The 24,315-nt window shown below is 67.7% G+C and carries 19 protein-coding genes; 14 read left to right on the top strand and 5 right to left on the bottom strand.

Annotated elements, in window-relative coordinates; translation table 11 throughout:
• Positions 1 to 144 precede the first annotated feature (144 nt).
• A complete protein-coding gene (locus tag CBM2586_RS14700; protein ID WP_115688207.1) occupies positions 145 to 2,526 on the bottom strand; it encodes a carbohydrate-binding family V/XII in 2,382 nt (793 codons plus the stop codon).
• Positions 2,527 to 2,862: 336 nt separating this feature from the next.
• Here CBM2586_RS14700 and CBM2586_RS14705 point away from each other — a divergent pair, with 336 nt between their 5' ends.
• On the top strand, positions 2,863 to 4,011 hold the full coding sequence (locus CBM2586_RS14705; protein WP_115661032.1) for a metallophosphoesterase: 1,149 nt from the start codon (positions 2,863 to 2,865) through the stop codon (positions 4,009 to 4,011).
• Positions 4,012 to 4,554: 543 nt separating this feature from the next.
• Here CBM2586_RS14705 and ettA read toward each other — a convergent pair.
• Positions 4,555 to 6,222 (bottom strand): energy-dependent translational throttle protein EttA, encoded by a 1,668-nt coding sequence (gene ettA / locus CBM2586_RS14710; protein WP_115661031.1) that lies wholly within the window; start codon positions 6,220 to 6,222, stop codon positions 4,555 to 4,557.
• Between the two features lie 148 nt (positions 6,223 to 6,370).
• Here ettA and CBM2586_RS14715 point away from each other — a divergent pair, with 148 nt between their 5' ends.
• Positions 6,371 to 6,595 carry a hypothetical protein gene (locus CBM2586_RS14715; RefSeq protein ID WP_010812270.1) on the top strand — a complete coding sequence of 75 codons (225 nt, stop codon included), beginning with the start codon at positions 6,371 to 6,373 and terminating at the stop codon, positions 6,593 to 6,595.
• 49 nt (positions 6,596 to 6,644) lie between these two features.
• Positions 6,645 to 7,127 carry a M48 metallopeptidase family protein gene (locus tag CBM2586_RS14720; protein WP_115663673.1) on the top strand — a complete coding sequence of 161 codons (483 nt, stop codon included), beginning with the start codon at positions 6,645 to 6,647 and terminating at the stop codon, positions 7,125 to 7,127.
• Between the two features lie 13 nt (positions 7,128 to 7,140).
• Here CBM2586_RS14720 and CBM2586_RS14725 read toward each other — a convergent pair whose 3' ends face one another.
• Positions 7,141 to 8,019 (bottom strand): endo alpha-1,4 polygalactosaminidase, encoded by an 879-nt coding sequence (locus CBM2586_RS14725; protein ID WP_115688209.1) that lies wholly within the window; start codon positions 8,017 to 8,019, stop codon positions 7,141 to 7,143.
• Positions 8,020 to 8,437: 418 nt separating this feature from the next.
• On the opposite strand from CBM2586_RS14725, the gene CBM2586_RS14730 reads away from it, so the two are divergent.
• From CBM2586_RS14730 to CBM2586_RS14745, 4 genes are all read left to right on the top strand, one after another.
• Positions 8,438 to 9,340 carry an amidohydrolase family protein gene (locus CBM2586_RS14730; protein WP_115688211.1) on the top strand — a complete coding sequence of 301 codons (903 nt, stop codon included), beginning with the start codon at positions 8,438 to 8,440 and terminating at the stop codon, positions 9,338 to 9,340.
• Positions 9,341 to 9,384: 44 nt separating this feature from the next.
• Positions 9,385 to 10,299: an amidohydrolase family protein gene (locus CBM2586_RS14735; protein ID WP_115688213.1), complete on the top strand. Its 915-nt coding sequence runs from the start codon at positions 9,385 to 9,387 to the stop codon at positions 10,297 to 10,299.
• Positions 10,300 to 10,400: 101 nt separating this feature from the next.
• Complete coding sequence (locus CBM2586_RS14740; protein ID WP_115688215.1) at positions 10,401 to 11,843, top strand: UbiD family decarboxylase; 1,443 nt, start codon at positions 10,401 to 10,403, stop codon at positions 11,841 to 11,843.
• 237 nt (positions 11,844 to 12,080) lie between these two features.
• Positions 12,081 to 13,472, top strand: coding sequence for a nucleobase:cation symporter-2 family protein (locus tag CBM2586_RS14745; RefSeq protein ID WP_115688217.1), 1,392 nt, complete (start codon positions 12,081 to 12,083; stop codon positions 13,470 to 13,472).
• A 14-nt stretch (positions 13,473 to 13,486) separates the two neighbouring features.
• On the opposite strand, the gene CBM2586_RS14750 is transcribed toward CBM2586_RS14745, so the two are convergent.
• A complete protein-coding gene (locus CBM2586_RS14750) occupies positions 13,487 to 14,392 on the bottom strand; it encodes a LysR family transcriptional regulator (RefSeq protein WP_115663672.1) in 906 nt (301 codons plus the stop codon).
• A 232-nt stretch (positions 14,393 to 14,624) separates the two neighbouring features.
• On the opposite strand from CBM2586_RS14750, the gene CBM2586_RS14755 reads away from it, so the two are divergent.
• Genes CBM2586_RS14755 through CBM2586_RS14775 form a run of 5 tightly spaced genes read left to right on the top strand, consistent with a single transcriptional unit; the run spans position 14,625 to position 20,040 of the window.
• Positions 14,625 to 15,509, top strand: coding sequence for an FAD binding domain-containing protein (locus tag CBM2586_RS14755; RefSeq protein WP_115688219.1), 885 nt, complete (start codon positions 14,625 to 14,627; stop codon positions 15,507 to 15,509).
• Entirely contained in the window at positions 15,497 to 16,009 is a 513-nt protein-coding gene (locus tag CBM2586_RS14760) for a (2Fe-2S)-binding protein (protein ID WP_115688221.1), read from the top strand. Before CBM2586_RS14755 ends, CBM2586_RS14760 begins: the two co-directional genes overlap by 13 nt.
• Positions 16,009 to 18,297, top strand: a complete 2,289-nt coding sequence (locus tag CBM2586_RS14765; protein WP_115688223.1) for a xanthine dehydrogenase family protein molybdopterin-binding subunit — start codon at positions 16,009 to 16,011, stop codon at positions 18,295 to 18,297. Before CBM2586_RS14760 ends, CBM2586_RS14765 begins: the two co-directional genes overlap by 1 nt.
• Positions 18,294 to 18,890 carry a UbiX family flavin prenyltransferase gene (locus CBM2586_RS14770; RefSeq protein WP_115688225.1) on the top strand — a complete coding sequence of 199 codons (597 nt, stop codon included), beginning with the start codon at positions 18,294 to 18,296 and terminating at the stop codon, positions 18,888 to 18,890. The genes CBM2586_RS14765 and CBM2586_RS14770 overlap by 4 nt, the downstream gene beginning before the upstream one ends.
• A gap of 55 nt (positions 18,891 to 18,945) precedes the next feature.
• Positions 18,946 to 20,040, top strand: a complete 1,095-nt coding sequence (locus CBM2586_RS14775) for a CobW family GTP-binding protein (protein ID WP_115688227.1) — start codon at positions 18,946 to 18,948, stop codon at positions 20,038 to 20,040.
• Positions 20,041 to 20,072: 32 nt separating this feature from the next.
• On the opposite strand, the gene CBM2586_RS14780 is transcribed toward CBM2586_RS14775, so the two are convergent.
• Complete coding sequence (locus tag CBM2586_RS14780) at positions 20,073 to 21,080, bottom strand: AraC family transcriptional regulator (RefSeq protein WP_115688229.1); 1,008 nt, start codon at positions 21,078 to 21,080, stop codon at positions 20,073 to 20,075.
• Positions 21,081 to 21,502: 422 nt separating this feature from the next.
• Here CBM2586_RS14780 and CBM2586_RS14785 point away from each other — a divergent pair, with 422 nt between their 5' ends.
• Together CBM2586_RS14785 and CBM2586_RS14790 are read left to right on the top strand one after the other, a co-directional pair.
• Complete coding sequence (locus CBM2586_RS14785) at positions 21,503 to 22,852, top strand: nucleobase:cation symporter-2 family protein (RefSeq protein ID WP_115688231.1); 1,350 nt, start codon at positions 21,503 to 21,505, stop codon at positions 22,850 to 22,852.
• 4 nt (positions 22,853 to 22,856) lie between these two features.
• The gene (locus CBM2586_RS14790) at positions 22,857 to 24,260 is read left to right on the top strand and encodes an amidohydrolase family protein (protein ID WP_115688233.1); all 1,404 of its coding nucleotides are present in this window, start codon (positions 22,857 to 22,859) and stop codon (positions 24,258 to 24,260) included.
• The last annotated feature ends 55 nt before the right edge of the window (positions 24,261 to 24,315 follow it).

A 24,315-nucleotide genomic window follows, 5' to 3' on the forward strand; every position in this document is an offset into this window, starting at 1 on the left:
AGTGGCGCCCGCCACCCGATCCGGTGCCTGTTCAGGCAGGTTAAGGCGCGCTCATGGACGCGCCAATTCAATCTTTCTTGTGCCCGTGTTTAGTCATTTCGACAGTCGCGGCCAGGCCGGCTGCCCCCCGCCCGGCAGTCCGCCTCAGCGATGGAAGCCGCCGTGGAACCGGCCCCCGCCGCGGAATCCCCCGCCGCCAAGCCGGCCCGCGCCCTGCCACCGCTGCGCCATGCCGCTGAAGCGCTGCTGCCCCACTTCGCGCGCCTGGCGCTGCTGTTCCAGCCGGCCGGTCACTTCGTTGTTGGGCTGCACCGGTTCCCAGCCGCCGGGTGTGTGCTTCTGCCAGCCGTTGTCGGTGTGCTGGTACACCGAGCCGTCATGGCCGGCATAGACGTTGCCGTTGTTCCACACCACGGCGTTGTCCTTGCCCGGGTTGGCCACGAAGCCGCGGCTGGCTGCGGTGTGCGCGCCGGTCTGCGTGTTGCCGGCGATGCCGGCCTCGGCGGCGCCGACCCTGCCGGTCTGGGCGTTATAGCCTGCCGCCTGACGCCCGGCCGCGTAATCGCCGGTATACGTATTGCCGGCCACGCCGCCGCGCGCGGCGCCCTCGCGCCCGGTGGACGGGTTGGAGAACGAGCCCTGGCGCCCGGCTGCATAGTTGCCGGAATACGGGTTGAAGGCAGCGCCGCGGCTGCCCTGGTAGCTGGCACCGGTGGCAGGATTGAAACCGGAGGCGGCGCTGCCGCGCCACTCCGTGCCGGTCCAGGCGTTCCAGCCCTGCGCGTGGGTGACCGTGCCCTGGCCCCAGCGGCCGTAGAAGTTGGCCTGGTTCACATTGACGTAGTTCCAGTTGTACGGGCCGCCCCACCAGTACGGGCCCCAGTACGGCGCGGCCGCGCCCCAGAACGCGCCCGCGGCGAAGCCGAAGGCAAAGCCCTCGGCCACGCCGATGCCGAAGCCCGCGCCGTAGCCATAGGTAACAGGATAGCCGTAGTAGACCGCGCCCACGTAGGGCGGATAGACATAGCCGGTGCCGTAGACCACCGTGCCGTCGGCGCTCACCACCACCCCCATGTAGCCGGGGGTGTAGCCCATCACCACGGTCTGCGGCGTGACCGCGTAGATACGCACATAGGTGACGTAGTACACGGGCGAGGTCGGCGGGATGGTATAGATCGCCGACGGCACCTCGGTGGCGACCTGCCATGGGCCGGCGGGCGCCGGCGCGGTGAACCAGACGCCGTTGGCCACCGCGTAGTAGTGGCTGCCGTCGACCTCGATCACCGGCGTGGCGGTATTGACCGCGTAGCTGAGCGAGGTGCCGGTAATCGGCACGAAGCGCGGCGCGCCGTCGTACGCCACCGTCAGGCTGGCCTTGCTGCGCGTCACCGTGGCGGTCTGCGGGATGGTGGCGGCGATCTCGGCCTCGCGCGCCTGCGGCGTGCCGGGCACGGAGACCAGCACATTGGCCTTGGGATCGGTGGGCGGGATGCGGGCGAAATCGGCCGGCAGCCGGCTGCCGGGTACGTACTCCCACGGCCCGGTCAGCATCGGCGCGCGGAACCAGCGCCCCGAGACCAGCACGTAATACTGGTTGGCGGCCGGATCGACAAAGACGGCGTGGTCGGCGTTGGCCATGGTCAGCAGGCTGACCCCGCTGACCGGCGCCATCTGCGGCGCGCCGCCGGTCACCACCAGTTCGGTCGGCTGCGTGGCGAAGAGGATGGCCGGGGCGCGGGCCGGGCGCTTGCCGTCCGCGGGCAGCATCGCATCAGCCTTCATGCCGGCCGCCGCCTTGCCGGCCGCGCTTTCCAGCGCCTTGGGCACGGTGGTCATCACCTCCCACGCGCCGCCGGCGGATTCCGAGCGATACCAGTAGCCGGCCGCCTTCAGGTACAGCTCGCCGCCTGGCGCGCGCAGCAGCAGTGCGCGGCTGTTCAGCGCGCGTTCGTACGACGTTCCCGGCACGGCGCGCCAGGCGGGCTCGCCATCGACCAGCACCAGCAGCGTCGGCGTGGTGGCAAACAGGATCTGCGGCGCGTCATTGCGCACCGCGACACGTCCGGCTTTCGCCAGTTGCTGCGATACCGCATAGCTGGCCTGCAGCTGGTCCAGCGGCACCGTCAGCCCATTGGCCGGCAGGCGCGACACCAGCGCCTGGCGCACGCGGTCGGCGGCGTCGGGCCGGGTCGGGACCTCGACGCTTTCCACCGTGATCCGGCTCAGCTGCACCAGCCCTGAGGGCTTGTCGATATCGCCGGTGGCCGAGAAATGGACCACGCCGTAGGTCGGCGCGCCCGACGTCTCGCCCACCGCCACCGCGGCGCGCCCGGACAGGCGATTGCCTTCCCACGCCTCGATCTGCGGCTGGTACAGCTCCACGTGCTCGCTGGCAGCATCGAAGTTGCGCGGCCAGGCCAGGGTGGCCGCGGTCGGCGTGTGTGGCGTTGCTGCCAGCCCCGCGAGCGGGGCCAGCGCGAGCCAGGCCGCGATCAGCGCACTGGTGTGCTTTATCCGAAACGACATGGGTTTCTCCGGGAGGACGCTCGCGGGCACGATGCTGCACAACAGGCGGCCCACTCGCGAATCTAGATTAGCCCGCCAGTGGGAACAATCCGATTTGAAAACATTCAGGATCCGCCAGAAAAAGGACAGATCAGCCGGCTGGCGCGCGGCATGCGGGCAGTGCCTGCACAAGCCGGGGATTGGGCCGCGCAGTGGCGCGGTCAAGCCGCAATGCGCCGTTGCGGCGCGCACCGGCGCTGCGGGCGTGCATCTTGCTTTGCCCGGTGTGCGTCCGGCCCTGCCCTTGAAGGCGGCCGCCGCGGCCTCATCTCTGGACACTCCATCCCGGCTCCCCCCATGCCCCCACGCACGACCATCCTGACCGCGGCGCTGATCACGGCCCTGCTGCACGGCTATATCGGGCTGCGCCTGCTGCCGGCGATGCCGGTACCGATGGCGGTCAAGGCCCTGGCGGTAGCCTGGCTGGCCCTGTCCTGCGCCCTGCTGCCGGCCGGACTGCTGGCGCGGCGCGTCAGCCAGCCCTGGTCGGACCTGGTGTCGTGGCTCGGCATGCTTGCCATGGGGTTCTTCTCATCGCTGCTGGTGCTGACGCTGGTGCGGGACGTGGCCCTCGCGGCCGCCTGGCTGGCCGGACAACTGCTGGGCTGGCGCGCGCCCGGCCTGGCCGCCGGCAGCGCCGTGGCGGTGCCGCTGCTGGCCTTGCTGGTCACGCTGGCCGGCTATGTCAATGCGCGCCGGCTGGCGCGCGTGGTCGAGGTCGACGTGCCGGTGCCGGGCCTGCCGGAGGCGCTGCACGGCTTCACCATCGCGCAGATCAGCGACATCCATGTCGGCCCCACCATCAAGCGGCCCTACCTGGACCGCATCGTCGACCGCGTCAACAGCCTGCAGGCCGATGCCATCGCCGTCACCGGCGACCTCGTCGACGGCACCGTGCCGGAACTGTCCGCCCACACCGCGCCGCTGGCCCGGCTGCGGGCGCGCCACGGCACTTACTTCGTCACCGGCAACCACGAGTACTATTCCGGCGCACAGCCGTGGATCGACGAACTGCGCCGCCTGGGCGTGCGCGTGCTGATGAACGAGCACGTAGTGCTGCGGCATGACGGCGGCGCGCTGGTGCTGGGCGGGGTCACCGACTACTCCGCCGGCCGCTTCCACGAAAGCCACCGCAGCGACCCGCAGCGCGCCATCGCGGGCGCCCCCGCCGACGCCGGCGTGCGCGTGCTGCTGGCGCACCAGCCGCGCACCGCGCCCGCGGCGGCGCAAGCCGGTTTCGATCTGCAGCTGTCGGGCCATACCCACGGCGGCCAGTTCTGGCCGTGGAACCTGTTCGTGCCGATGCAGCAGCCGTACACCGCCGGCCTGGTGCGGCATGGCTCGCTGTGGATCTATATCAGCCGTGGTACCGGATACTGGGGCCCGCCGAAGCGCTTCGGGGCGCCGTCGGAGATTACGCGGGTGAGGTTGGTGCGAGCCAACTAGGAAACTGCCTTAACAGACGAAAACTTTTCGCGGGCATGGCGCGGCGAAAAGGCCCCGCTCATTTGAGTCGGGGCTCTTGCTTGAAGCGCGGATTCTGCGTGCTCATCGCTACCGGCGATCAGGGCCTCGGCGCCCTACTTCTCCTTAAGGTTCATCGAGCTGAATGCCTTTCGCGCCAAGTCGGAGATGCGTTTCTTGTTCCGCCTCAGCTCGGCGATTTCGGATTTCGTCAGATGTACGGAAACCGATGAGGTACCCCGCTTCATCCGCGGTGAGGGCGTGGGTGGCAATGCCGCAGACCGCCCCTGGAAAAAGGTGCTCACGATCCTGCCGAACCTCGAATGGCAGCTTCCTTCGGTGAGGTCCAGGTAGCCGCTTTAGAACGAAGAGGTGGATTGACTTTCGCACCCCCCAAACCTATCCGGCATGACACTAATGCCAAAGGTCTGGCGACATGGTTCAGAATTTTCGACAGCGCATACAGCCAGCACCATAAAAAAACCAGGCCCGCGGACCTGGTTCCCTTGCTCGCTCAGCAGTCCCTCACCGCACGATCGGCTTGTACCGGATCCGCTTCGGCTTGGCCCCTTCCTCGCCCAGCCGGCGCTTCTTGTCGGCCTCGTACTCCTGGTAGTTGCCCGGGAAGAACTCGACATGCGAGTCGCCTTCGAAGGCCAGGATGTGCGTGGCGATCCGGTCCAGGAACCAGCGGTCGTGCGAGATCACCATCACGCAGCCGGCGAACTCCAGCAGCGCATCTTCCAGCGCGCGCAGCGTTTCCACGTCGAGGTCGTTGGACGGTTCGTCCAGCAGCAGCACGTTGCCGCCGGCGATCAGCGTCTTGGCCATGTGCAGGCGGCCGCGTTCGCCGCCCGACAGCGTGCCGACCTGCTTCTGCTGGTCGCCGCCCTTGAAGTTGAAGCGGCCGATATAGGCGCGCGACGGCGTCTCGTAGCGGCCAACGGTCAGCACATCGGCACCGCCGGAGATTTCCTCGAACACGGTCTTGGTGCCGTCCAGCGCGTCGCGGCTCTGGTCGACGAAGGCCATCTTCACGGTCGGCCCGATCTTGATCTCGCCGCTGTCCGGCTGCTCCTTGCCCGTCAGCATCTTGAAGAACGTCGACTTGCCGGCGCCGTTCGGGCCGATGATGCCGACGATCGCCCCGGGCGGCACCTTGAAGCTCAGGTTCTCGATCAGCATGCGGTCGCCGAAGCCCTTGCTGACGTTGTCGAACTCGATCACCTCGTTGCCCAGGCGCTCGCCCACGGGGATGAAGATTTCCTGGGTTTCGTTGCGCTTCTGGTAGTCCTGGCTGTTGAGCTCGTCGAAGCGGGCCAGGCGCGCCTTGGACTTGGCCTGGCGGCCCTTGGGGTTCTGCCGCACCCACTCCAGTTCCTTGTGCAGCGCCTTCTGGCGCGCCGATTCGCTGGCCTCTTCCTGCTTCAGGCGCGCTTCCTTCTGGTCCAGCCACGAGCTGTAGTTGCCCTTCCAGGGGATGCCCTGGCCGCGGTCCAGTTCCAGGATCCATTCAGCGGCGTTGTCGAGGAAGTAGCGGTCGTGGGTCACGGCCACCACGGTGCCGGGGAAGCGCGTCAGGAACTGTTCCAGCCAGTCGACCGATTCGGCGTCGAGGTGGTTGGTCGGTTCGTCGAGCAGCAGCATGTCGGGCCGCGACAGCAGCAGCCGGCACAGCGCCACGCGGCGCTTTTCACCGCCGGAGAGGTGCTCGATCTTCGCGTCCCACGGCGGCAGGCGCAACGCGTCGGCGGCGATTTCCAGCTGCAGTTCGACGTTGTTGCCGTCGCTGGCGGCGAGGATGGCTTCGTACTTGGCCTGGTCGGCGGCGAGCGCGTCGAAGTCGGCGTCCGGCTCGGCGTAGGCGGCGTAGATTTCATCGAGCTTCTTGCGCGCCTCGAACACCCCGCCCAGGGCTTCTTCCACCGACTCGCGCACGGTCTGCTCGGGGTTGAGCTGCGGCTCCTGCGGCAGGTAGCCGATGTTCAGGTTCGGCATCGGCGTGGCCTCGCCCTCGATTTCCTTGTCGAGGCCGGCCATGATCTTGAGCAGCGTGGACTTGCCCGAGCCGTTCAGGCCGAGCACGCCGATCTTGGCGCCCGGGAAGAACGACAGCGAGATGTCCTTCAGGATGTGACGCTTGGGCGGAACGATCTTGCCCACGCGGTTCATGGTGAAAACGTACTGTGCCATGGGTGCGTGTTGGTGATGGTGCTGGAATAGGTGCGGGAATGGCGGAGTGTATCAGGCAGGCCGGGGCGCTAAGCCTGGCCCGGCTGGCTTTGGCCCCGCCGGTACAATCACAGGTTCGTCTTTTCGCTGATTTTTTTAAGCCATTGCCATGAGCAAACCCGCCCTGACCCTGAAGTTCAAGTGCAAGAAGTGCACCAAACCCGTCACGCTGTACCTGCAGAAGACCTCGGCGTGCTCGCACATCACCCCGTACCAGGGGTTCTGCAAGTGCGGCGAAATGATGCGCCACGCCACCGGCGACAAGGACGCAGTCGAGTCCTTCGTCAATTCGCTCGACAACAGCTGGATGCACCACCATCACCACCACCACTGAGCAGGCCGTCGCGGTGAATGAGACCTGGCACCCCGCCGGCAAGGACCCGATGCGCTTCCTCGGCGGCTATCCGCCCGGCGTGCTCGAGCAGGTGCGCGAACTGGTCGCCGCCGGCCGGCTCGGCGACCATCTTGCCCGCCGCTACCCGGCGCGCCACACCGTGCAGACCGACCGCGCGCTGTACGAATACACCACCGGGCTCAAGCAGGAATACCTGCGCAGCGCCCCGCCGCTGCACAAGGTTGGGTTCGATGCGCGCCTGGATTCCGCCCAGCGCGCGCTGGGCCTGCATACCGCGATCTCGCGCGTGCAGGGCGGCAAGCTCAAGGCCAAGAAAGAGATCCGGGTTGCCTCCCTGTTCAAGGAGGCACCGCCGGAATTTTTGCGCATGATCGTCGTGCATGAACTCGCCCACCTGAAGGAGAGCGAGCACGACAAGGCCTTCTACCGGCTGTGCGAGTACATGGAGCCGCGCTACCACCAGCTGGAGTTCGACACCCGCCTGTGGCTGGCGTCGCGCGAACTGGGGTAGCGCCGCCTTGCCGTCAGTCGCAGGCGTAGCGCGAGCTGCCGTCCAGGTAGGCCGGCATCACCAGCGTGCGCAGGTTCGCTGCCTGCGCTGCGGCACACAGTGCCTTGCGCTGTGACACGGTCTTGTACTTCGACTTGTACTCGATATTGAAGACCGCCTTGCCCTGGCCGGTGAACGCTGAATAGGCGCCGCACTCCTGGTACTGGAAGCACTGTTCGTTAATGGCGAAATCGAAGTCCGCCGCCAGTTGCGCGACCTGCTCGATATCGTTCTTCAGGCCGATGGCCAGGCCGCGCGCATGCGCCTCGGAGGCAAGGAAGCGGTTGTAGTCCAGCTGCGTGTCGGCCGTCAGCGGCAGGCCGGGGCTATTGGTATAGCTGTCGACATTGTCCGCATCCACGCCATCGCAGCGCTTGGACACAGCCAGGTCCAGCCGTGCCTGCATGATCCGGCGCGCGTTGGCCGAGCGCGTATCCACCCAGCGCTCACCAGCCCAGCCCGACAGCGGCCCGCCCAAGTCCGCCGCGGTGAACTGGTTGTAGTCGGGGCGCCAGTCTTCGGCGCTGCCGGCCGAGAAATAGCAGATGACGCGCTGCCCCCTGGCGTGCAGGGCATCGATGGTGGCCTGGGGCGTGTCGAACAGGTCGAAGTCGTACACTGCCACCGGGTAGCTGGTGTTGAGCTTGCCGGTCAGCTGGATCTGCCAGGTGTCGGTGATGGCGGGCATCCAGCGCGTGGTCGCGCTGGTGGTGGTGGCCGTGGTGCCGTACTTCGTGGCTTCCGTTGCGCCGGCCAGCGCCGGTGCGTCCCCGTCCCCGCCACAGCCGCCCAGCGCCATGGACAGCGCAACGGACAGCATGGCTCCCGCCATGGCTGCAGATCTGCCGTGCATGATTTTCCCCTTCCTTGTCGTTGTACCCCGTTGAAACGTCGTCGGCCCGTGTTTTCCCTGCCATGCACCGGCGGGCCTGCCGGTGTGGTGCTTGCAATGTAGCGGATTCATAGCCCGCATTGGAATGCGCATCGGCCCGCTGTTCGTGCAATGCAACACATAACGTTCTTGACGCCACGCTGGCGCGCTATGTATAAAGAGCGCGTGGGTAGAAGCGGTCGATTGGACAGCAGCGGTGCAATGCCGCGACGTTCAACTGGAGATTGCTCACTGACGGAGTGTTTCGTCGGTGGCGCAGTGGTCCAGGCGCTCCCCTGACAAAGACTCCCGATCGCAGCATGCAAGGCCGGCCCCGCGGCGTTGTTCGCACGCGCCCGCCGCATGCGTGTCCAACCTAGTCATTGTTAGGGGATCTCCCATGATCATCGACACCAGCTGTTATCCGACCAACCTGGTGGACCTGGCCTGGCGCCACGACGGCGACCCGTTTACCGGCGAGCGCCTGATCCAGATGATGGACGGCCCATTCACCATCAACGGCAAGCCGCGCCGCATCGACAAGGCCTTTATCCAGCCGCCGCAAGGCAACACCATCTACACCTACACCGATGGCGTGAAGTCGGGCAGTGAATCGATCGACGCGTACATGGCCTACACGGTCGAGATGGTGCAGAAGTATCCCGACCGCTTTATCGGCTGCTTCGTCTACAACCCGCGCTGCGGCGTGCAGAACGGCGTCAACGCGATCGAGCACTACGTGAAGAAGCTGGGCTTCAGGATGGTCCAGTTCCAGGCCAACATGCACGCCTACCGCCCGGACCGCGCGCTCGACTGGCTGCGCCCGGCGCTGCAGAAATGCGCCGAGCTGGGCGTGCTGGTCAAGCTGCATACCGGCGACGGCCCCTACAGCATCCCGACCGAGTGGGTGCCGATGATGAAGGAGTTCCCGACCGTGAACTTCATCATGGCCCACTTCGGCGTGCAGACCGGCGGCGTGTACTGCTTCGAGCCGTTCCAGATGGCGATGGACATGCCCAACGTGTACTGCGAATCGGGCTGGTGCCTGCAGTCGCGCATCGTCGAGTTTGCCAAGGTGCTGCCCAAGCACAAGATCCTGTTCGGTTCCGACACCCCGCCCAACGAGCCCGGCATGTGGCTGCGCCTGCTGGAAGTGCTGTGCTTCGAGCCGCCGCAGGGCCTCAACCTGGATGAAGACACGCTCGAGGACTACCTCGGCAACAACGTGGCCCGGATGATCGGCCTGCAGCCGACGCCGGTCCCGCGCACGCTGGAAGAAGCGAAAGCGCGCCTGGCCGCATAAGCCCCGCACCCGCGCCAACGACAACGGACTCCGGAGCACCCGAGATGATTATCGACACCCACCTGCACCCGACCAACCTGGTCGACGAAGCCTGGCGCCACACCGGCGAGCCCTTCAACGGCGAGCGCATGCTCAAGATGATGGACGGCCCCTACATGATCAACGGCAAGCCGCGCCGCATCGACATGGGCTTTATCCAGCCGCCGCCCGGCAACACCGGCTACCGCGACGGCAACCGCCGCGGCCGCGAAGGCATCCGCGACTACATGGCGTATATCGCCGAGCTGTGCCAGAAGTACCCTGACCGCTTTATCGGCAACTTCACCTTCAACCCGCGCTGGGGCCCGGAAGAAGGCGCGCTGGAGCTGGAATTCCACGTCAAGGAGTACGGCTTCAAGATGCTGAAGCTGCATGCCAACATGCACGGCTACCGGCCCGACCGCGCGCTCGACTGGCTGCGTCCGGCGATGAAGGTCTGCGCCAAGTACAACGTGGTGGTGCTGATCCACACCGGCGACGGCCCGTACACGATCCCGACCATGTTCTACCCGATCATCCGCGAATTCCCGATGGTCAATTTCATCATCGGGCATTTCGGCATCCAGACCGGCGGCAACTACTCGTTCGAGGCGTTCTGGATGGCGATGGACACGCCCAACGTGTATTGCGAATCGGGCTGGTGCTTCCAGTCGCGCATCGTCGAGTTCGCGCGCCAGCTGCCGCGCGACAAGATCGTGTTCGGCACCGACACGCCGCCCAACGAGCCCGGCATGTGGCTGCGCGAGCTGGAAATGCTGTGCGGCCCCGCGCCGCAGGGCATGGACCTGGACGAGGACGGGCTCGAGGACTACATGGGCAACAACATCGCCCGGCTGGTCGGCATCGAGACCACGGCCCCACCCAAAACGCAGGAAGAAGCGCTGGCGCGGCTGAAGGATACCTACGCCAGCACCCGCTAGCCGGTAGCAGTCCGGCAGGCAGGCACGGCACGGCGGCTGCGCGCATGCGCGGCCGCCGGGGCAGCCTTCGCCCTGGCCCACCCTGACCACAGGAGCCGTTCATGAACTCGCCTTCAGCGTCCTTTGCCCCGACCGCATCGGCGCGCCAGCCTTGCCACGATACCTCGCAGGATTTCCACCAGTTCCTGTCGGCCTACCGCGAGGCCTTTCCCGAAGACGTGCTGCATATCCGCGAGCCGGTCGGCGCCGACCAGGACCCGACCGCGCTGGTGTGGGCGCTGGCGGCGCAGGGCCGCCATCCGGCCCTGCTGTTCGACCATGTCGAAGGCCTGGGCACGTCGCTGGCCACCAACCTGTTTGCCTCGCGCGAGCGCGTGGGGCGCATGCTGGGCGGCGTGCCGCCCGCCGGCATCCATGCCGAGTACCAGGCCCGCAGCCGCCGCATGGTGGCGCCGCGCGTGCTGGATAGCGGCGCCGTCACCGGCCAGGTCGAGATGCAGCACATCGACCTGCGCACGATCCCGGCGATCCGCCATTTCGCCACCGATCGCGGCCCGTACATCACCAACGCGATCCTGATCGCGGAGGACCCCGACAGCGGCATCGGCAACGCCAGCTACCACCGCTCGATGCTGCATTCGTCCACCGAGATTGCTACCAGCCTGCATTCGCGCGGCCACCTGTGGCGCATGCAGCAGCGCGCGGCCGGGCTGGGCCGGCCGCTGCCGGTGGCGATGGTGATCGGCGCGCATCCGCTGTTCATGCTGGCCGGCGCCGCGCGGCTGCCGTTCGGCGTGGACGAGCGCCATGTCGCCGGCGGCCTGTTCGGCGCGCCGCTGGAAGTGGTACGCACGCCGCGCCACGGCATCCTGGTGCCGGCGCATGCCGAGATCGTGCTCGAGGGCGTGATCGATCCCGAGGCGCGCGTCGACGAAGGCCCGTTCGGCGAGTTCACCGGCTACTCGTCGGACCGCTCGACCAACAACCTGCTGCGCGTGCAGAGCGTGATGCGACGCACCGACGCGTGGCTGGTCGACGTGGTCGGCGGCAACTCGGCCGAGCACCTGAACCTGGGGCGGATCCCGCGCGAGTCCGAGATGGTGGAGAAGCTGCGGGAGCGCTTTCCCGGCGTCACCGCGGTGCACTACCCCAGCTCCGGCACGCATTTCCACGCCTACGTGGCGCTGCGCCAGAGCCGCCCCGGCGAGGCCCGCCAGGTGATGCTGGGCCTGCTCGGCTGGGACCCGTACCTGAAGACGGTGGTCGCGGTCGACGAGGACGTCGACATCACCCGCGATGAGGAAGTGCTGTGGGCCATGGCGACGCACCTGCAGCCGCACCTCGACGTGGTGGTGGTCGACGGCCTGCCCGGCAGCGCGCTCGATCCGTCGGCATCCGGGGTCGGCACCACATCCCGCATGGGGCTGGATGCGACGCGCGGGCCGAATTTCGACGGCATTCGCGCGCGCATCGATCCCGCCGCGATGGCGCGCGCGGCCGCGCTGCTGGCGCGGCTGGAGCGTGCGGCCGCCCACGTGCCGTGAGGCACGCCTCAGGGATAACCCGCTGGAAACGGCGGATTCATCGTTTCACCCGATCGATAAATCCGCCGCGAACGTTGTACCTTCCCTGCGCCGCTGTCATGCTGGATTGACAAGACAGGACAGGCGCGGGCTTCGCACGAGAGGATGGCAAGACCATCCCGCAAGAGGAAGCGCCGGCACCTTGGCGACACGTTAGCGCAATGCGCAACCGGCGTGATACCGACCAAAGGAGACAGCATGAACCCCACCCTGCCTACGCAAGGGCATGCCCCAGTGCATCCCGTCGACGAGGTCCTGCCCGCGCCGCGCCTGCTGGCCCTGGGCCTGCAGCATGTGCTGGTGATGTATGCCGGCGCCATTGCCGTGCCGATGATCATCGGCGGCGCCCTCAAGCTGCCCAAGGACCAGGTGGCCTTCCTGATCGCCGCCGACCTGTTCTGCTGCGGCCTGGTGACGATGATCCAGAGCATCGGCATCTGGAAGGTCGGCATCCGCCTGCCGGTGATGATGGGCGTCACCTTCACCGCGATCGCGCCGATCATCGCCACCGGCTCCAATCCGTCGCTGGGCCTTCCGGCCGTGTTCGGCGCGGTGATGGTGGCGGGCGTGTTCACCTGCTTTGCCGCGCCCTATGTCGGCAAGATGGTGCGCTGGTTTCCGCCGGTGGTGACCGGCACCGTGGTGCTGGTGATCGGGGTCTCGCTGATGCGGGTCGGGATCAACTGGGCGGCGGGCGGCAATCCCACCCTCAACACCCCGGCCGGCCCGGTGCCCAATCCCAGCTTCGGCCTGCCGGTGAACATCGCCATCGCCACCGCGGTGCTGTGCACGGTGCTGGCGCTGGTGGCGTTCGCGCGCGGCTTCCTGTGCAACGTTGCGGTGCTGATCGGCATTGCGGTGGGCTTCGCGATCGCGCTGGCGCTGGGCAAGGTCAATTTCGACGGCCTGCACAACGCGCACTGGATCGAGCTCATCACGCCCTTCCACTTCGGCTGGCCCACCTTCGACGCCATGACCGCGGTCACGCTGTGCGTGGTGATGATCGTGATCATGATCGAAGGCGTGGGGCAGTTCCTGGCGCTGGGCGAGATCGTCGGCCGCCCGGTCGGCTCGGAAGACCTGGCGCGCGGCCTGCGCGCGGACGGCGTCGGCGCGCTGGTGGGCGCCGTGTTCAACACCTTCACCTATACCTCGTACGCGCAGAACGTCGGGCTGGTGCAGGTCACCGGCGTGCGCAGCCGCTGGGTCTGCGCCACCGCCGGCGGCATCCTGATCGTGCTGGGCTGCCTGCCCAAGCTGGCCTTCTTCGCGGCCTCGATCCCGCAATATGTGCTGGGCGGCGCGGCGCTGGTGATGTTCGGCATGGTCGCGGCCACTGGCGTGCGCATCCTCGGCCATGTCGACTTTGTCGAGAACAAGAAGAACGCCTACATCGTCGCCGTCAGCGTGGCGCTGGGCATGATCCCGCTGGTGTCGGACAAGTTCTTCGCGCAGATGCCGGAGCTGCTGGCCAAGTTCTGCCAGAACGGCATCCTGCTCGGCACGCTGGCCGCGGTGCTGCTGAACCTGCTGTTCAACGCGCGTTCGCCGGCGCCCCAGCCCCACGGGCTGGCCAAGGAACCGGCATGAAATAGCTGCCGCAGTCAGACGGCTTCGGCCAGCCTGGCGCGGTAGCGCATCAGCAGGTCGCGGAAGGCCTGCGCCGGCGGCGACAGCGACCGGTCCGCGTGCACCAGCAGCGAGATCTCGCGGTGGATCACCGGATCGGTCGGCATCACCGTGGCCAGCCCCAGCGCGCCGGTCAGCCGCGTCACGGCCGCGCTCATCACCGCGATGCCCAGCCCGGCGTCGACCATGCCGACCATGGTCAGCGGCAGGAACACCTCGTGCACCCGCTGCAGCGTGATGCCGCGCGCGGCCAGTGCGGTGTCCAGGCAGTCGCGGATCGGGTTGCCCTTGTGCGGCCCGATCACCGGCAGGCCGGCCACGTCCTCCCAGCGCAGCGTCTTGCGCCGGCGCAGCGGATGGTGCGCGGGCATCACGATGACAAAGGCATCATCCATCAGCCGGTGCGCGCTGAGGTCGGGCTGGCCCTCGGGGATGGTGCCGATGCCGAAATCGACCTCGCCCGAGCTGACCATCCTGGTCACCTCGTGCTCGGACACATCGTGCAGCTCCACCTTCACCCCCGGATGGCTCACGCAGAACTCGCGGATCACGCGCGGCAACATCAGCGCGGCCTGGATCGACGAGGCCGCGATCGACACGCGCCCGCGTCCCAGCGTGCGCAGCTCGCTGGAATTCTCGATCACGCTGTCGATATCGGCCACCGCCTTCTTCACCAGCGGCAGCAGCTCGGCGCCGGCCTGCGTGATGTGCAGCTGGCGCGTGTGGCGGTCGAACAGCTTCAGGCCGAGATTGGCTTCGAGCTCGTGGATCAGCGCGCTGACCGACGACTGCGACAGGTCGAGCTTTTCGGCGGCGCGGGTGAAGTGGCGCTCCTGCGCCACGGCGATGAACGCGCGCAGCTGGCGCAGCGACACGTTCATGTTGCTGAGGTTGGGCACGTGGTCTACCTCCGGAATCTCGGGGTGCGCGCTCTGCGGCGAAGAGCCGGGGCTTGCGCGGCGCGTCTGATTCAGAGGGTAACACGATCAATTAATCCGTTTCCGGGTCTTTACCGATAAAGGGCGCCCGCCCATGATGGATTGAACGGCGCGCACCCCACCGGACCTCGGCAGGACCGGCAGCCGCCGCCGATGGCACAGACCAGGAGGAGCAATGAGAGCGTTTGAATATTTCGAACCGGCGACGCTGGCCGAAGCCTCGGCCATGCTGCACCGGTGCGGCGGCAAGGCCAGCGTGCTGGCCGGCGGCACCGATCTGCTGGTGCAGATCAAGGAATCCGTGCGCAAGCCCGAGCAGGTCATCAACATCAAGAAGATCCCGGGCATGGACGTGCTGACCTTCGACCCGGTCAACGGCCTGCGCATCGGCGCGCTGGTGACCACGCGCGCGGTCGAGACCTCCGGCTTCGTGCAGCGTCACTACGCCGGCCTGGCCAAGGCGGTGACCGACTTCGCCTCGATCCAGGTGCGCCATCGCGCCACCGTGGTCGGCAATGTCTGCCGCGCGTCGCCGTCGGCGGATTCGATCGCACCGCTGGTCGCAGACGGCGCCTCGGTGCACCTGTATGGCATGTCCGGCTCGCGCGAGCTGCGCGTCGAGGATTTTGTCACCGGCGTCGGCAAGACCGCCATCGCGCCGGACGAGATCGTTACCCGCATCACCGTGCCGGCGCCACGACCCGGCACCGGCAAGGTCTATCTGAAGCATGGCCGCCGCGTGCATATGGAACTGGCCACGGTTGGCGTGGCGGTAACGCTGACGGTGGCGGACGGCCACTGCGCCGACGCCGGCATCGTGCTTGCCGCGGTCGGCCCCACGCCCGTGCGCGCGGCGCGCGCCGAACAGGTGCTGCGCGGCCAGCGCCTGACCGACGCCCTGATCCTGCAGGCCGCGCACGCCGCCATGGACGAGGCCCGTCCGATCAGCGACGTGCGTGCCACCGCAGCCTACCGGCGGCAGATGGTCAGCGTGCTGACCCGCCGCGCCCTCGAACAAGCCCTGGAGGCCGCCTTGAGCGGAGCATCATGCGAAAAATGATCGAACTCCTCATCAACGGCGAACCGCGCGAACTGGCGGTCGAGCCGCACAGCACGCTGCTCGACGCCCTGCGCCACGACGCCGGCCTGACCGGCACCAAGAAGGGCTGCGACGTGGGCGAATGCGGCTCGTGCACCGTCATCATCGACGGCCGGCCGATGAACAGCTGCCTGGTGCTGGCACCGGAAGCGCACGGCTGCCACATCACCACCATCGAAGGCGTGCAGCCCGCGCCAGACACCGTGCATCCGCTCCAGGAGCAGTTCATGCGCTGCGGCGCCGCGCAGTGCGGCTTCTGCACCCCGGGCTTCGTGGTGATGGCCAAGGCCTTGCTGGAGCAGAACCCGCATCCCACCCGCGACGAAATCCGCTTTGCCATTGCCGGCAATATCTGCCGCTGCACCGGCTACACCAAGATCATCGAGGCCATCGAGCAGACCGCCCAGGCCATCGACCCCGCCGGGTGCGCGGACCGCATCGGCGCCAGCGAGGAGGCATGATGACCCACGCCGTGATCGGACACAGCGTCAAGCGCACCGACCTGCTCGACAAGGTCACCGGCAACGCAAGATACGTTGCCGACATGCCCTTCCCCGGCCTGCTGTACGGCAAGATCAAGCGCAGCAACGTCGCTCACGCCCGCATCCGCCGCATCGACACGTCACGCGCGCTGGCACTGCCGGGCGTCAAGGCGGTGCTGACGCACGAGAACGTGCCGCGCGTGCTGCACGCCGGCTCGCCGCATCCGCGCTCGGCGTCGGTGACCTGCGACCAGTACATCCTGGACAACAAGGTGCGCTACTGGGGCGAAGGCGTGGCCGCGGTGGCAGCGGTCAGCGAGGAGATCGCCGAGCGCGCGCTCGATCTGGTCGAAGTGGAATACGACATCCTGCCCGCGGTCTTCACCACGGAGGACGCCGAACGCTCAGACGCGCCGCGCATCCACGATCGCGAGCCCGGCGGCAACCTGGTGCTGCCGCCTGTTCTCATCAAACGTGGCGATGTGGAGGCCGGCTTTGCCGAAGCCGACTTCATCCTCGAAGGCGTCTACGAAGGCGGCCGCCCCACTCCCGCCTACATGGAGCCCAACGTCCTCACGTGCAGCTGGGACGGCAACGGCAACCTGACGGTGTGGATCTCCACCCAGACCGCCTTCATGGTGCGCGGCATCATGGCCGAGGTGCTGGGTCTGCCCCTGCACAAGGTGCGCGTGCTGGTCGATCACATGGGCGGCGGCTTCGGTGCCAAGCAGGACCTGTTCCAGCATGAGTTCCTGTGCGCGCTGCTGGCGCGCGAGACGCGCCGGCCGGTGCGCATGGAATACACCCGCGAAGAAACCTTCCTCGGCGGCCGCACGCGGCATCCGGCGAAGATCTGGCTGAAGCAGGGCTTCCGCAACGACGGCACCATCACCGCGCGCCAGGCCAGGGTGGTGTTCAACTCCGGCGCGTACGGCTCGCATGGCCCCGGCGTGACCAATGTCGGCACCGCCGCCATGGTGTCGCTGTACCGCTGCGACAACGTGCTGCTCGAGGGCCGCTGTGTCTATACCAACAGCCCCATCGCCGGCGCGTTCCGCGGCTACGGCGTGGTGCAGACCTACTACGCGCTCGACGTGCAGATGGACGAGGCCGGCGCGCACCTGGGCATGGACCCCGCCGAATTCAAGCTCAGGAACGCCGTCCGCGAAGGCGACATCGCGCCCTCGAACCATGCGCTGATCGGGCACGGCCTGGAAGCCTGCATCGAGCACGGCATGGCACTGCTCGACTGGCCCGCGCTGCGCCGCCGCCCGCGCGACACCAGCGGCCCGGTCCGCACCGGCTGGGGCCTGGGCTGCGAGATGCACGGCAGCAGCGCCTATCCCGGCATCAAGGAACAGGGCAACGCCATCATCAAGATGAACGAGGATGGCACCGTGGTGCTGCTGACCGGCGCCGCCGGGCTGGGTACCGGTGCGCATACCGCCCTCGCCCAGATCGTGGCCGAAGAACTGACGCTGCCGTTCGAAGCGGTATCGGTGGTGCATGGCGACACCGACGTTGTCCCCTGGGACATCGGCGCCTTTGCCAGCCACACCACCTACATGGTCGGCAAGGCCGCGCAGATGGCGGCAGGCGAGATCAAACGCCAGCTGTTCGAGCGCGCCGCCAGGCTGATGGAGTGCGAGGCCGAGGACCTGACGCTGGCCGCCGGCGTGATCGCCGTACGCGACCGCGACGGCCCCACGCTGACCGTGCGCGAGGCGGTGATGCCGCGCAAGGGCATTCCCGCCGCGCAGCTGGTCGGCACCGCCACCTATCACCCGACCAAGTCGTATTCGTTCGCCGCGCATTTTGTCGAGGTCGCGGTCGATACCGAGACCGGCTTCATCACCGTGCTGCAGGTGGTACCGGTGCATGACGTCGGCAAGGTGATCCACCCGGTGGCGGCCGCGGGCCAGATCGAAGGCGGCATCCAGCAAGGCATCGGACATACGCTGTATGAGGATTACCAGATCGACATGCGCACCGGCCGCTCGCTCAATGCCAACTTCGTCGACTACAAGATGCCGCTGGCGATGGATATGCCGGAGATCCGCACCGTGATCCTCGAAGCCGCGCCGGATCCCGGGGGCCCGTTCGGCGCCAAGGGCGTGGGCGAGGACCCGATCGTCGCGATCGGCCCGGCGATCGCCAACGCGGTGTTCGACGCCATCGGCGTGCGCTTCCGGCACTACCCGATCAAGCCGGAACAGGTGCTGCAAGCGCTGGCGGAGAAGGCGGCACGGGAGGGCCGGCAAGCATGATCCGCAAGCAACGCCTGGTCGTCGCCATCACCGGCGCCAGCGGCGCGGTGTACGGCGTGCGCGTCCTGCAGGCGCTGGCGGCGCTGGACGGCTGGGAGACCCACCTGGTCTGCTCGCCGTCCGGGCTGCTGACCGCGCACCATGAACTGGGCCTGCAGCGCCCGCAGCTGGAGGCCATGGCCGACGTGGTGCACAACGTGCGCGATATCGGCGCCACCATCGCCAGCGGCTCGTTCCGCTGCGACGGCATGGTGGTGGCGCCCTGCTCCATGCGCACGCTGGCCGCCATCGCCACCGGGCTGGCCGACAACCTCGTCACCCGCGCCGCCGACGTCATGCTCAAGGAGCGCCGCCGGCTGGTGCTGCTGGCGCGCGAGACCCCTTTCCACCTGGTGCACCTGCGCAACATGACCACGGTGACGGAAATGGGCGCCATCGTGCTGCCGCCGGTGCCGGCCTTCTACGCGCATCCGCAATCGGTCGACGACGTCGTCGACCACACCGTGGGGCGCGTGCTGGATCTGTTCGACGTACCGCACGACGGACTGGTGACACGCTGGCAAGGCCTGCGCCCCAATGTCGCCACCGCTTGAAAAGACCTACCGCCTCGCGCTCGCGGGGAACGCAGCACCCTAATCAGGAGACAACATGAACGCACTTGCCGTCGCACCACAGCCGCCCGTCCCGGTCACCATCCTTACCGGCTTTCTCGGCTCGGGCAAGACGACGCTGCTGAACCACATCCTGACGCAGAAGCACGGCCACCGCATCGCCGTGATCGAGAACGAGTTCGGCGAGGTCGACGTCGACTCCGACCTGGTGATGACCTCGGACGAAGAGATCTACCAGATGACCAACGGCTGCATCTGCTGCGTGGTCGATGTGCGCACGGACCTTGTGCGCATCCTGCAGAAGCTGCTGGAGCGACCGGAGCGTTTCGACCACATCCTGGTCGAGACCAGCGGCCTGGCGGATCCCACACCAGTCGCGGCCACGTTCTTCATGGACCACGAAGTCGCCAGGCAGGTCACGCTCGACGGCATCCTGACGCTGGTCGACGCGGTGCATATCGAAAGCCATCTGGACGATCCGCAGCTGACCGGCTTCGACAACCAGGCGGTCGACCAGATCGTCGCCGCCGATCGTGTGATCCTGAACAAGACCGACCTGGTCGACGCCGCGCAGCTGGACCGGCTCGAGGCCCGCATCCACCGCCTGAACGAGGGTGCCCAGATCCTGCGCTCCAACTTCGCACAAGTGGACCTGGGCAAGATCCTGGGCATCGGCGGGTTTACGCCTGGCTCGATCCAGGCCGATGCATACGATGCCCCCCACGGTCACGCCCAGGCGCACGACCATGAGGATCACGACCACGTCTGCGACGAGCATTGCGACCACGCACACGATGACGATACGCACGGCCACCGCCACGATCCGTCGGTCACCTCCGTGTCGCTGGTATTCGACCAGCCGTTCGACCGCCAGCGCCTGGAGCACGGCCTGAAAGCGCTGCTGGCCGCGCAGGGCGACGACGTATTTCGCATGAAGGGCATCGTCGCGGTGGAGGGCGATGATCGCCGCTACGTGCTGCAGGCGGTGCACCGGCTGATGGATTTCCACCCCGCCGAGGCGTGGGGCGCGGAACCGGCGCAAAGCAAGTTCGTGTTCATCGGCCGCCATCTCGACAAGCCGCGGCTGCAGACGCTGCTGAAGGTCTGCCTGCCGGTGGCGCAGGCCGCCTGATCGCGGCTGGCGGCAGCGGGACTGGCTTGCCGTCAGTCCCGCTGCGACGCCGCCGTGCGCAAGGTCTGCGACGGCAGCTCGCCGAACTCGCGCCGGTACTCGCGCGAGAACAGGCTCAGGTGGGTAAAGCCATGGCGCAGCGCGATCGCGCCGACCATGCCCTGCTGCTGCCGCGCGCGCTGCAGGTCGGCGCGTGCGCCATGCAGGCGCAGCAGCCGCAGGTACTCCATCGGCGTGGTGTTCTTGCTCTTGCGAAAACCCAGCTGCAGCGTGCGCGCCGAGACCCCGCAATGCGCGGCGATCTGCTCCAGCGTCAGCGGCTGGTCGAGGTGGGCGCGCAGGTAGGCAATGGCGTGGCGCACGTAGTCCGGCAACACCGCCTCGAACCGGCGCGGCAGCATATTGCCGTCCGCGGCAAAGCGGTCGAGCAGCAGCGTCGACAGCACGATGCGCTCGATGCTGGCATCGACCGCCGGCACGCCGCTGCCTTCGCGCCGCACCCGCGTTTCCGCGCGAAGGTAGCCGACCAGCGCCTGCCAGCGCTCGGCACGGCCATCGTCCGCCACCGGCTGCATGTCGAATTCGATCGGCGCCGGCGCGTCGAAGCTGAACTGCTGCCGAAACGCTTCTTCGATCAGCTGGCGCCGGATCACCACGCTGAAGCGCTCGCAGCCCGGATCGAGCGACAGCGTGGTCGGCACCGTGGGCGAGAACACGAAGGTCGCGCCCGGCGGCATCAGCATCGCGCCACGCGGCGTCTCCACGCGGCACGTACCGGCCAGCACGGTCTGGATCACAAACTCGTCCTTGTTCGGCTGCGGCTCGATCTGCACCGCCTGGTTGTAGGCGATGGTCACCAGCGTGAGCCGGCCGATGGTGCTGGTATCGATGCGCGCATCGAGCGCCGCATCGCCCTCCGCCGCGCGCAGCCGCGTCGGGCCGAATACGCGGCCGGACAGCGACTGGATGCGGTCGAGGTCCCCGCCACGACTGAACGGCGAGCGGGAGGCTGCGGCAGACCGTCCGACGGGGGGTGACATGTGTGATGGGAACGGAAAGTTGGGGGAAGACAGACGCTTGCCTGCCGAGACGCATGACCTATGCCAGCAGCCGCGGTGCACGCTCCCCTCTCCCTCAAGCGGGAGAGGGGAGCAAACACGCGGTGCGCGACGCGCCTGCGCCACGAACAATACGCATCCATCCTATGGCTCCCACCCTGCTCACGCAACCCAAGGGAAATCCCTGACCCCTCAAGCACGCATATTGCAGGTCCCGTTGCGGCCCGATGTCAGGGCCTTCGCAATAACGCTATGACAGCATGCCGCGCATCACTACTGTGCAAGGCATGCGCGCGCCATGCGCGGCGCATGGCACCGTGACGGACCGAGCCCGGCAACCACAGACCGGGCCAGCCGCCGCCGGCATGGCGCACTTTTCCCAGTACGCGGCAGGAGACCACATCATGCAACCAGCGGTTCACCCCGTCGACCAGATCCTCCCGGCACGCGCCATGGCGTCGCTCGGCTTCCAGCACATGCTGGTCAGTTACCTCGGCGCCATCGCGGTGCCGATGATCGTGGCCGGCGCGCTCAAGATGACGCCGGCCCAGACCACCATGCTGATCAGCACCGCGCTGTTTACTTCCGGCATCGCCACGCTGCTGCAGACCGTGGGCTTCTGGAAGTTCGGCGTGCGCCTGCCGCTGATGCAGGGCGTGGCGTTCAGCTCCGTGGGCCCGGTCATTGCCATCGGCACAGACCCCACGCTGGGTTTTAACGGCGTCTGCGGCGCCATCATCGCCGCGGGCGTGATCGCGATGTTGCTGGCGCCCGTGATCGGCAAGCTCAAGCGCTTCTTCCCGCCGGTGGTGAGCGGCTGCACCATCACCGCGGTGGGCCTGTCGCTGTTCCCGGTTTCGTTTCACTGGTTTGGAGGCGGAAGGGGCGCGCCGGATTTCGGTGCGCCCATTTTTTTCCTGGTTGCCTTCGGCGTGGTGGCAATGATCCTGCTGATCAACCGGCACGGCGGCGAGCTGGTGCGCAACCTGTCGGTGGTGATCGGCCTGCTGGTCGGGGGCGCGGTGGCGTGGATGCTGGGCATGGGCAGCTTCGATGAAGTCACGCGCGCGCCGTGGTTCACCCTGGTGACGCCGTTCGCGTTCGGCATGCCGACCTTCAACATCGGCGCCATCACCACCATGGTGATCGTGATGGTGGTGCAGATGGTGGAATCGATGGGCCTGTTCATCGCCGTCGGCGACATCGTGAAGCGGCCGCTGACCGAGCGCGACGCCACCCGCGGCCTGCGCGCCAACGGCCTGGCCAGCGCCATCGGCGGCATGTTCGCGGCGTTCCCGTACATCGCCTTCATGGAGAACGTGGGGCTGGTGATCGTCACCGGCGTGCGCAGCCGCTGGGTGGTCGCCACCTGCGGGGTGATGCTGTGCGCGGTGGCGCTGGTGCCCAAGATCGGCGCGTTGTTCGCGTCGATCCCGGCCGCGGCGCTGGGCGGCGCCACCATGGTGATGTTCGGCGTGGTCGTCGCCGCCGGCATCAAGACGCTGGGCGAAGTGGACTACGAGCGCAACCCCAACAACCTCTCCATCGTCTCCATCACGCTGGGCTGCGCGATGATGCCGGTGATGCTGCCCGGCATGCTCGAGAAGCTGCCCGGCTTCCTGCAGCCCTTCGTCCACAGCAGCGTGATCATCGCCTGCGTGGTTTCCGTGGTCCTTAACCTGATTCTCAACGGCCTGCCAGCCCGTGAAGCCGACGAGCTGCCCGCCAGTGCCGACAACGTCCAAGGGGTCTGAAAACATGGTGCACAACACCAACGCCACCGCCGCGCCCGCCGGCGACCTGCTGATCCGCAACGCCGCCGCCGTGATGACCGGCCGCGCCGGCGCCGCCGCGCGTGCGGGCGCCGTGGACATCCGCATCCGTGACGGCCGCATCGCCGAGATCGGCGCCGGCCTGCCATACCACGACGGCGAAGCCGTGCTCGACGCCAGCGGCTGCGTAGTCTATCCCGGCTGGGTCAATACCCATCACCACCTGTTCCAGAACCTGCTGAAGGCCGTGCCCAGCGGCATGAACGTCGGGCTCGAGCAATGGCTCGCGGCCGTCGCCTATCCACGCCTGTCGCGCTTCAGCCCGGAGATCTTCCGCACCGCGGTGCGGCTGGGCATGGCGGAGCTGCTGCTGTCCGGCACCACCACCTGCGCCGATCACCACTACCTGTATCACCACGGCCACGGCGCGGAAACCGGCGACGTGCTGTTCGAGGTTGCCGAAGAGCTCGGCATGCGCCTGGTGCTGTGCCGCGGCGGCGCGATCCAGTCGGCATCGGATCATCCCGGCATGCGCGCCACCGCGCTGGTGCCCGAAACCCTGGACGAAATGCTGGCCGATATCGAACGGCTGAAAGCGCGCTACCACGATCCCGCCCCCGATGGCCTGCGGCGCGTGGTGGTGGCCCCGACGACACCGACCTTTTCGCTGCCGCCGGCGCTGCTGCGCGAACTCGCCGCCTTTGGCCGCGGCATGGACCTGCGCCTGCATTCGCATCTGTCCGAGACCGGCAACTACGTCACGTTCTGCCGGGAGAAATACCAGTGCACACCGGTGCAGTTCGCCGCCGACCACGACTGGCTGGGCCCGGATGTCTGGTTCGCCCACCTCGTTACGGTGAATCCCGAAGAAATCCGCATGCTGGCCGTGACCAACACCGGCATGGCGCATTGCCCGGTCAGCAACGCGCGTCTCGGCAGCGGCATCGCGCCGGTGCGAGCCATGGCGGATGCGGGGGTGCCGATTTCACTCGGCGTCGACGGCGTCGCCTCCAATGAATCGGGCAGCATGGTGCATGAGGCCAACTTCGCCTGGCTGGTGCACCGCGCGCTCGGCGGTGCCGCCCAGACGCGCGTCGAGGAAGTGATTCATTGGGGCACTGCCGGTGGTGCGCAGGTACTTGGGCTGCCTGGTATCGGCACGCTTGCGCCCGGGCAGTCGGCGGATCTGGCGATCTATGACATCAGTGGGCTGCGCTTCCATGGGTTCCATGACATCGGCACGGCGCCGGTCGCGGCTGGAGAGCCGACTCCGGTCAGGGATGTGCTGGTGCGGGGGCGGCAGGTGGTGCGCGATGGGGCGGTGGTGGGGTTGGATCTGGAGAAGCTGAGGCGGGAGGCGCGGGAGGCGTTGGTGGGGTTGGTGGATTGAGGGGGGCTTGGGGGTCGGCTCGGGCTATCGGCCGGGTGAATTGCGTGGAATGGCT

The sequence above is a fragment of the Cupriavidus taiwanensis genome (assembly GCF_900250115.1).
GTDB classification, from domain to species: Bacteria; Pseudomonadota; Gammaproteobacteria; order Burkholderiales; family Burkholderiaceae; genus Cupriavidus; species Cupriavidus taiwanensis_B.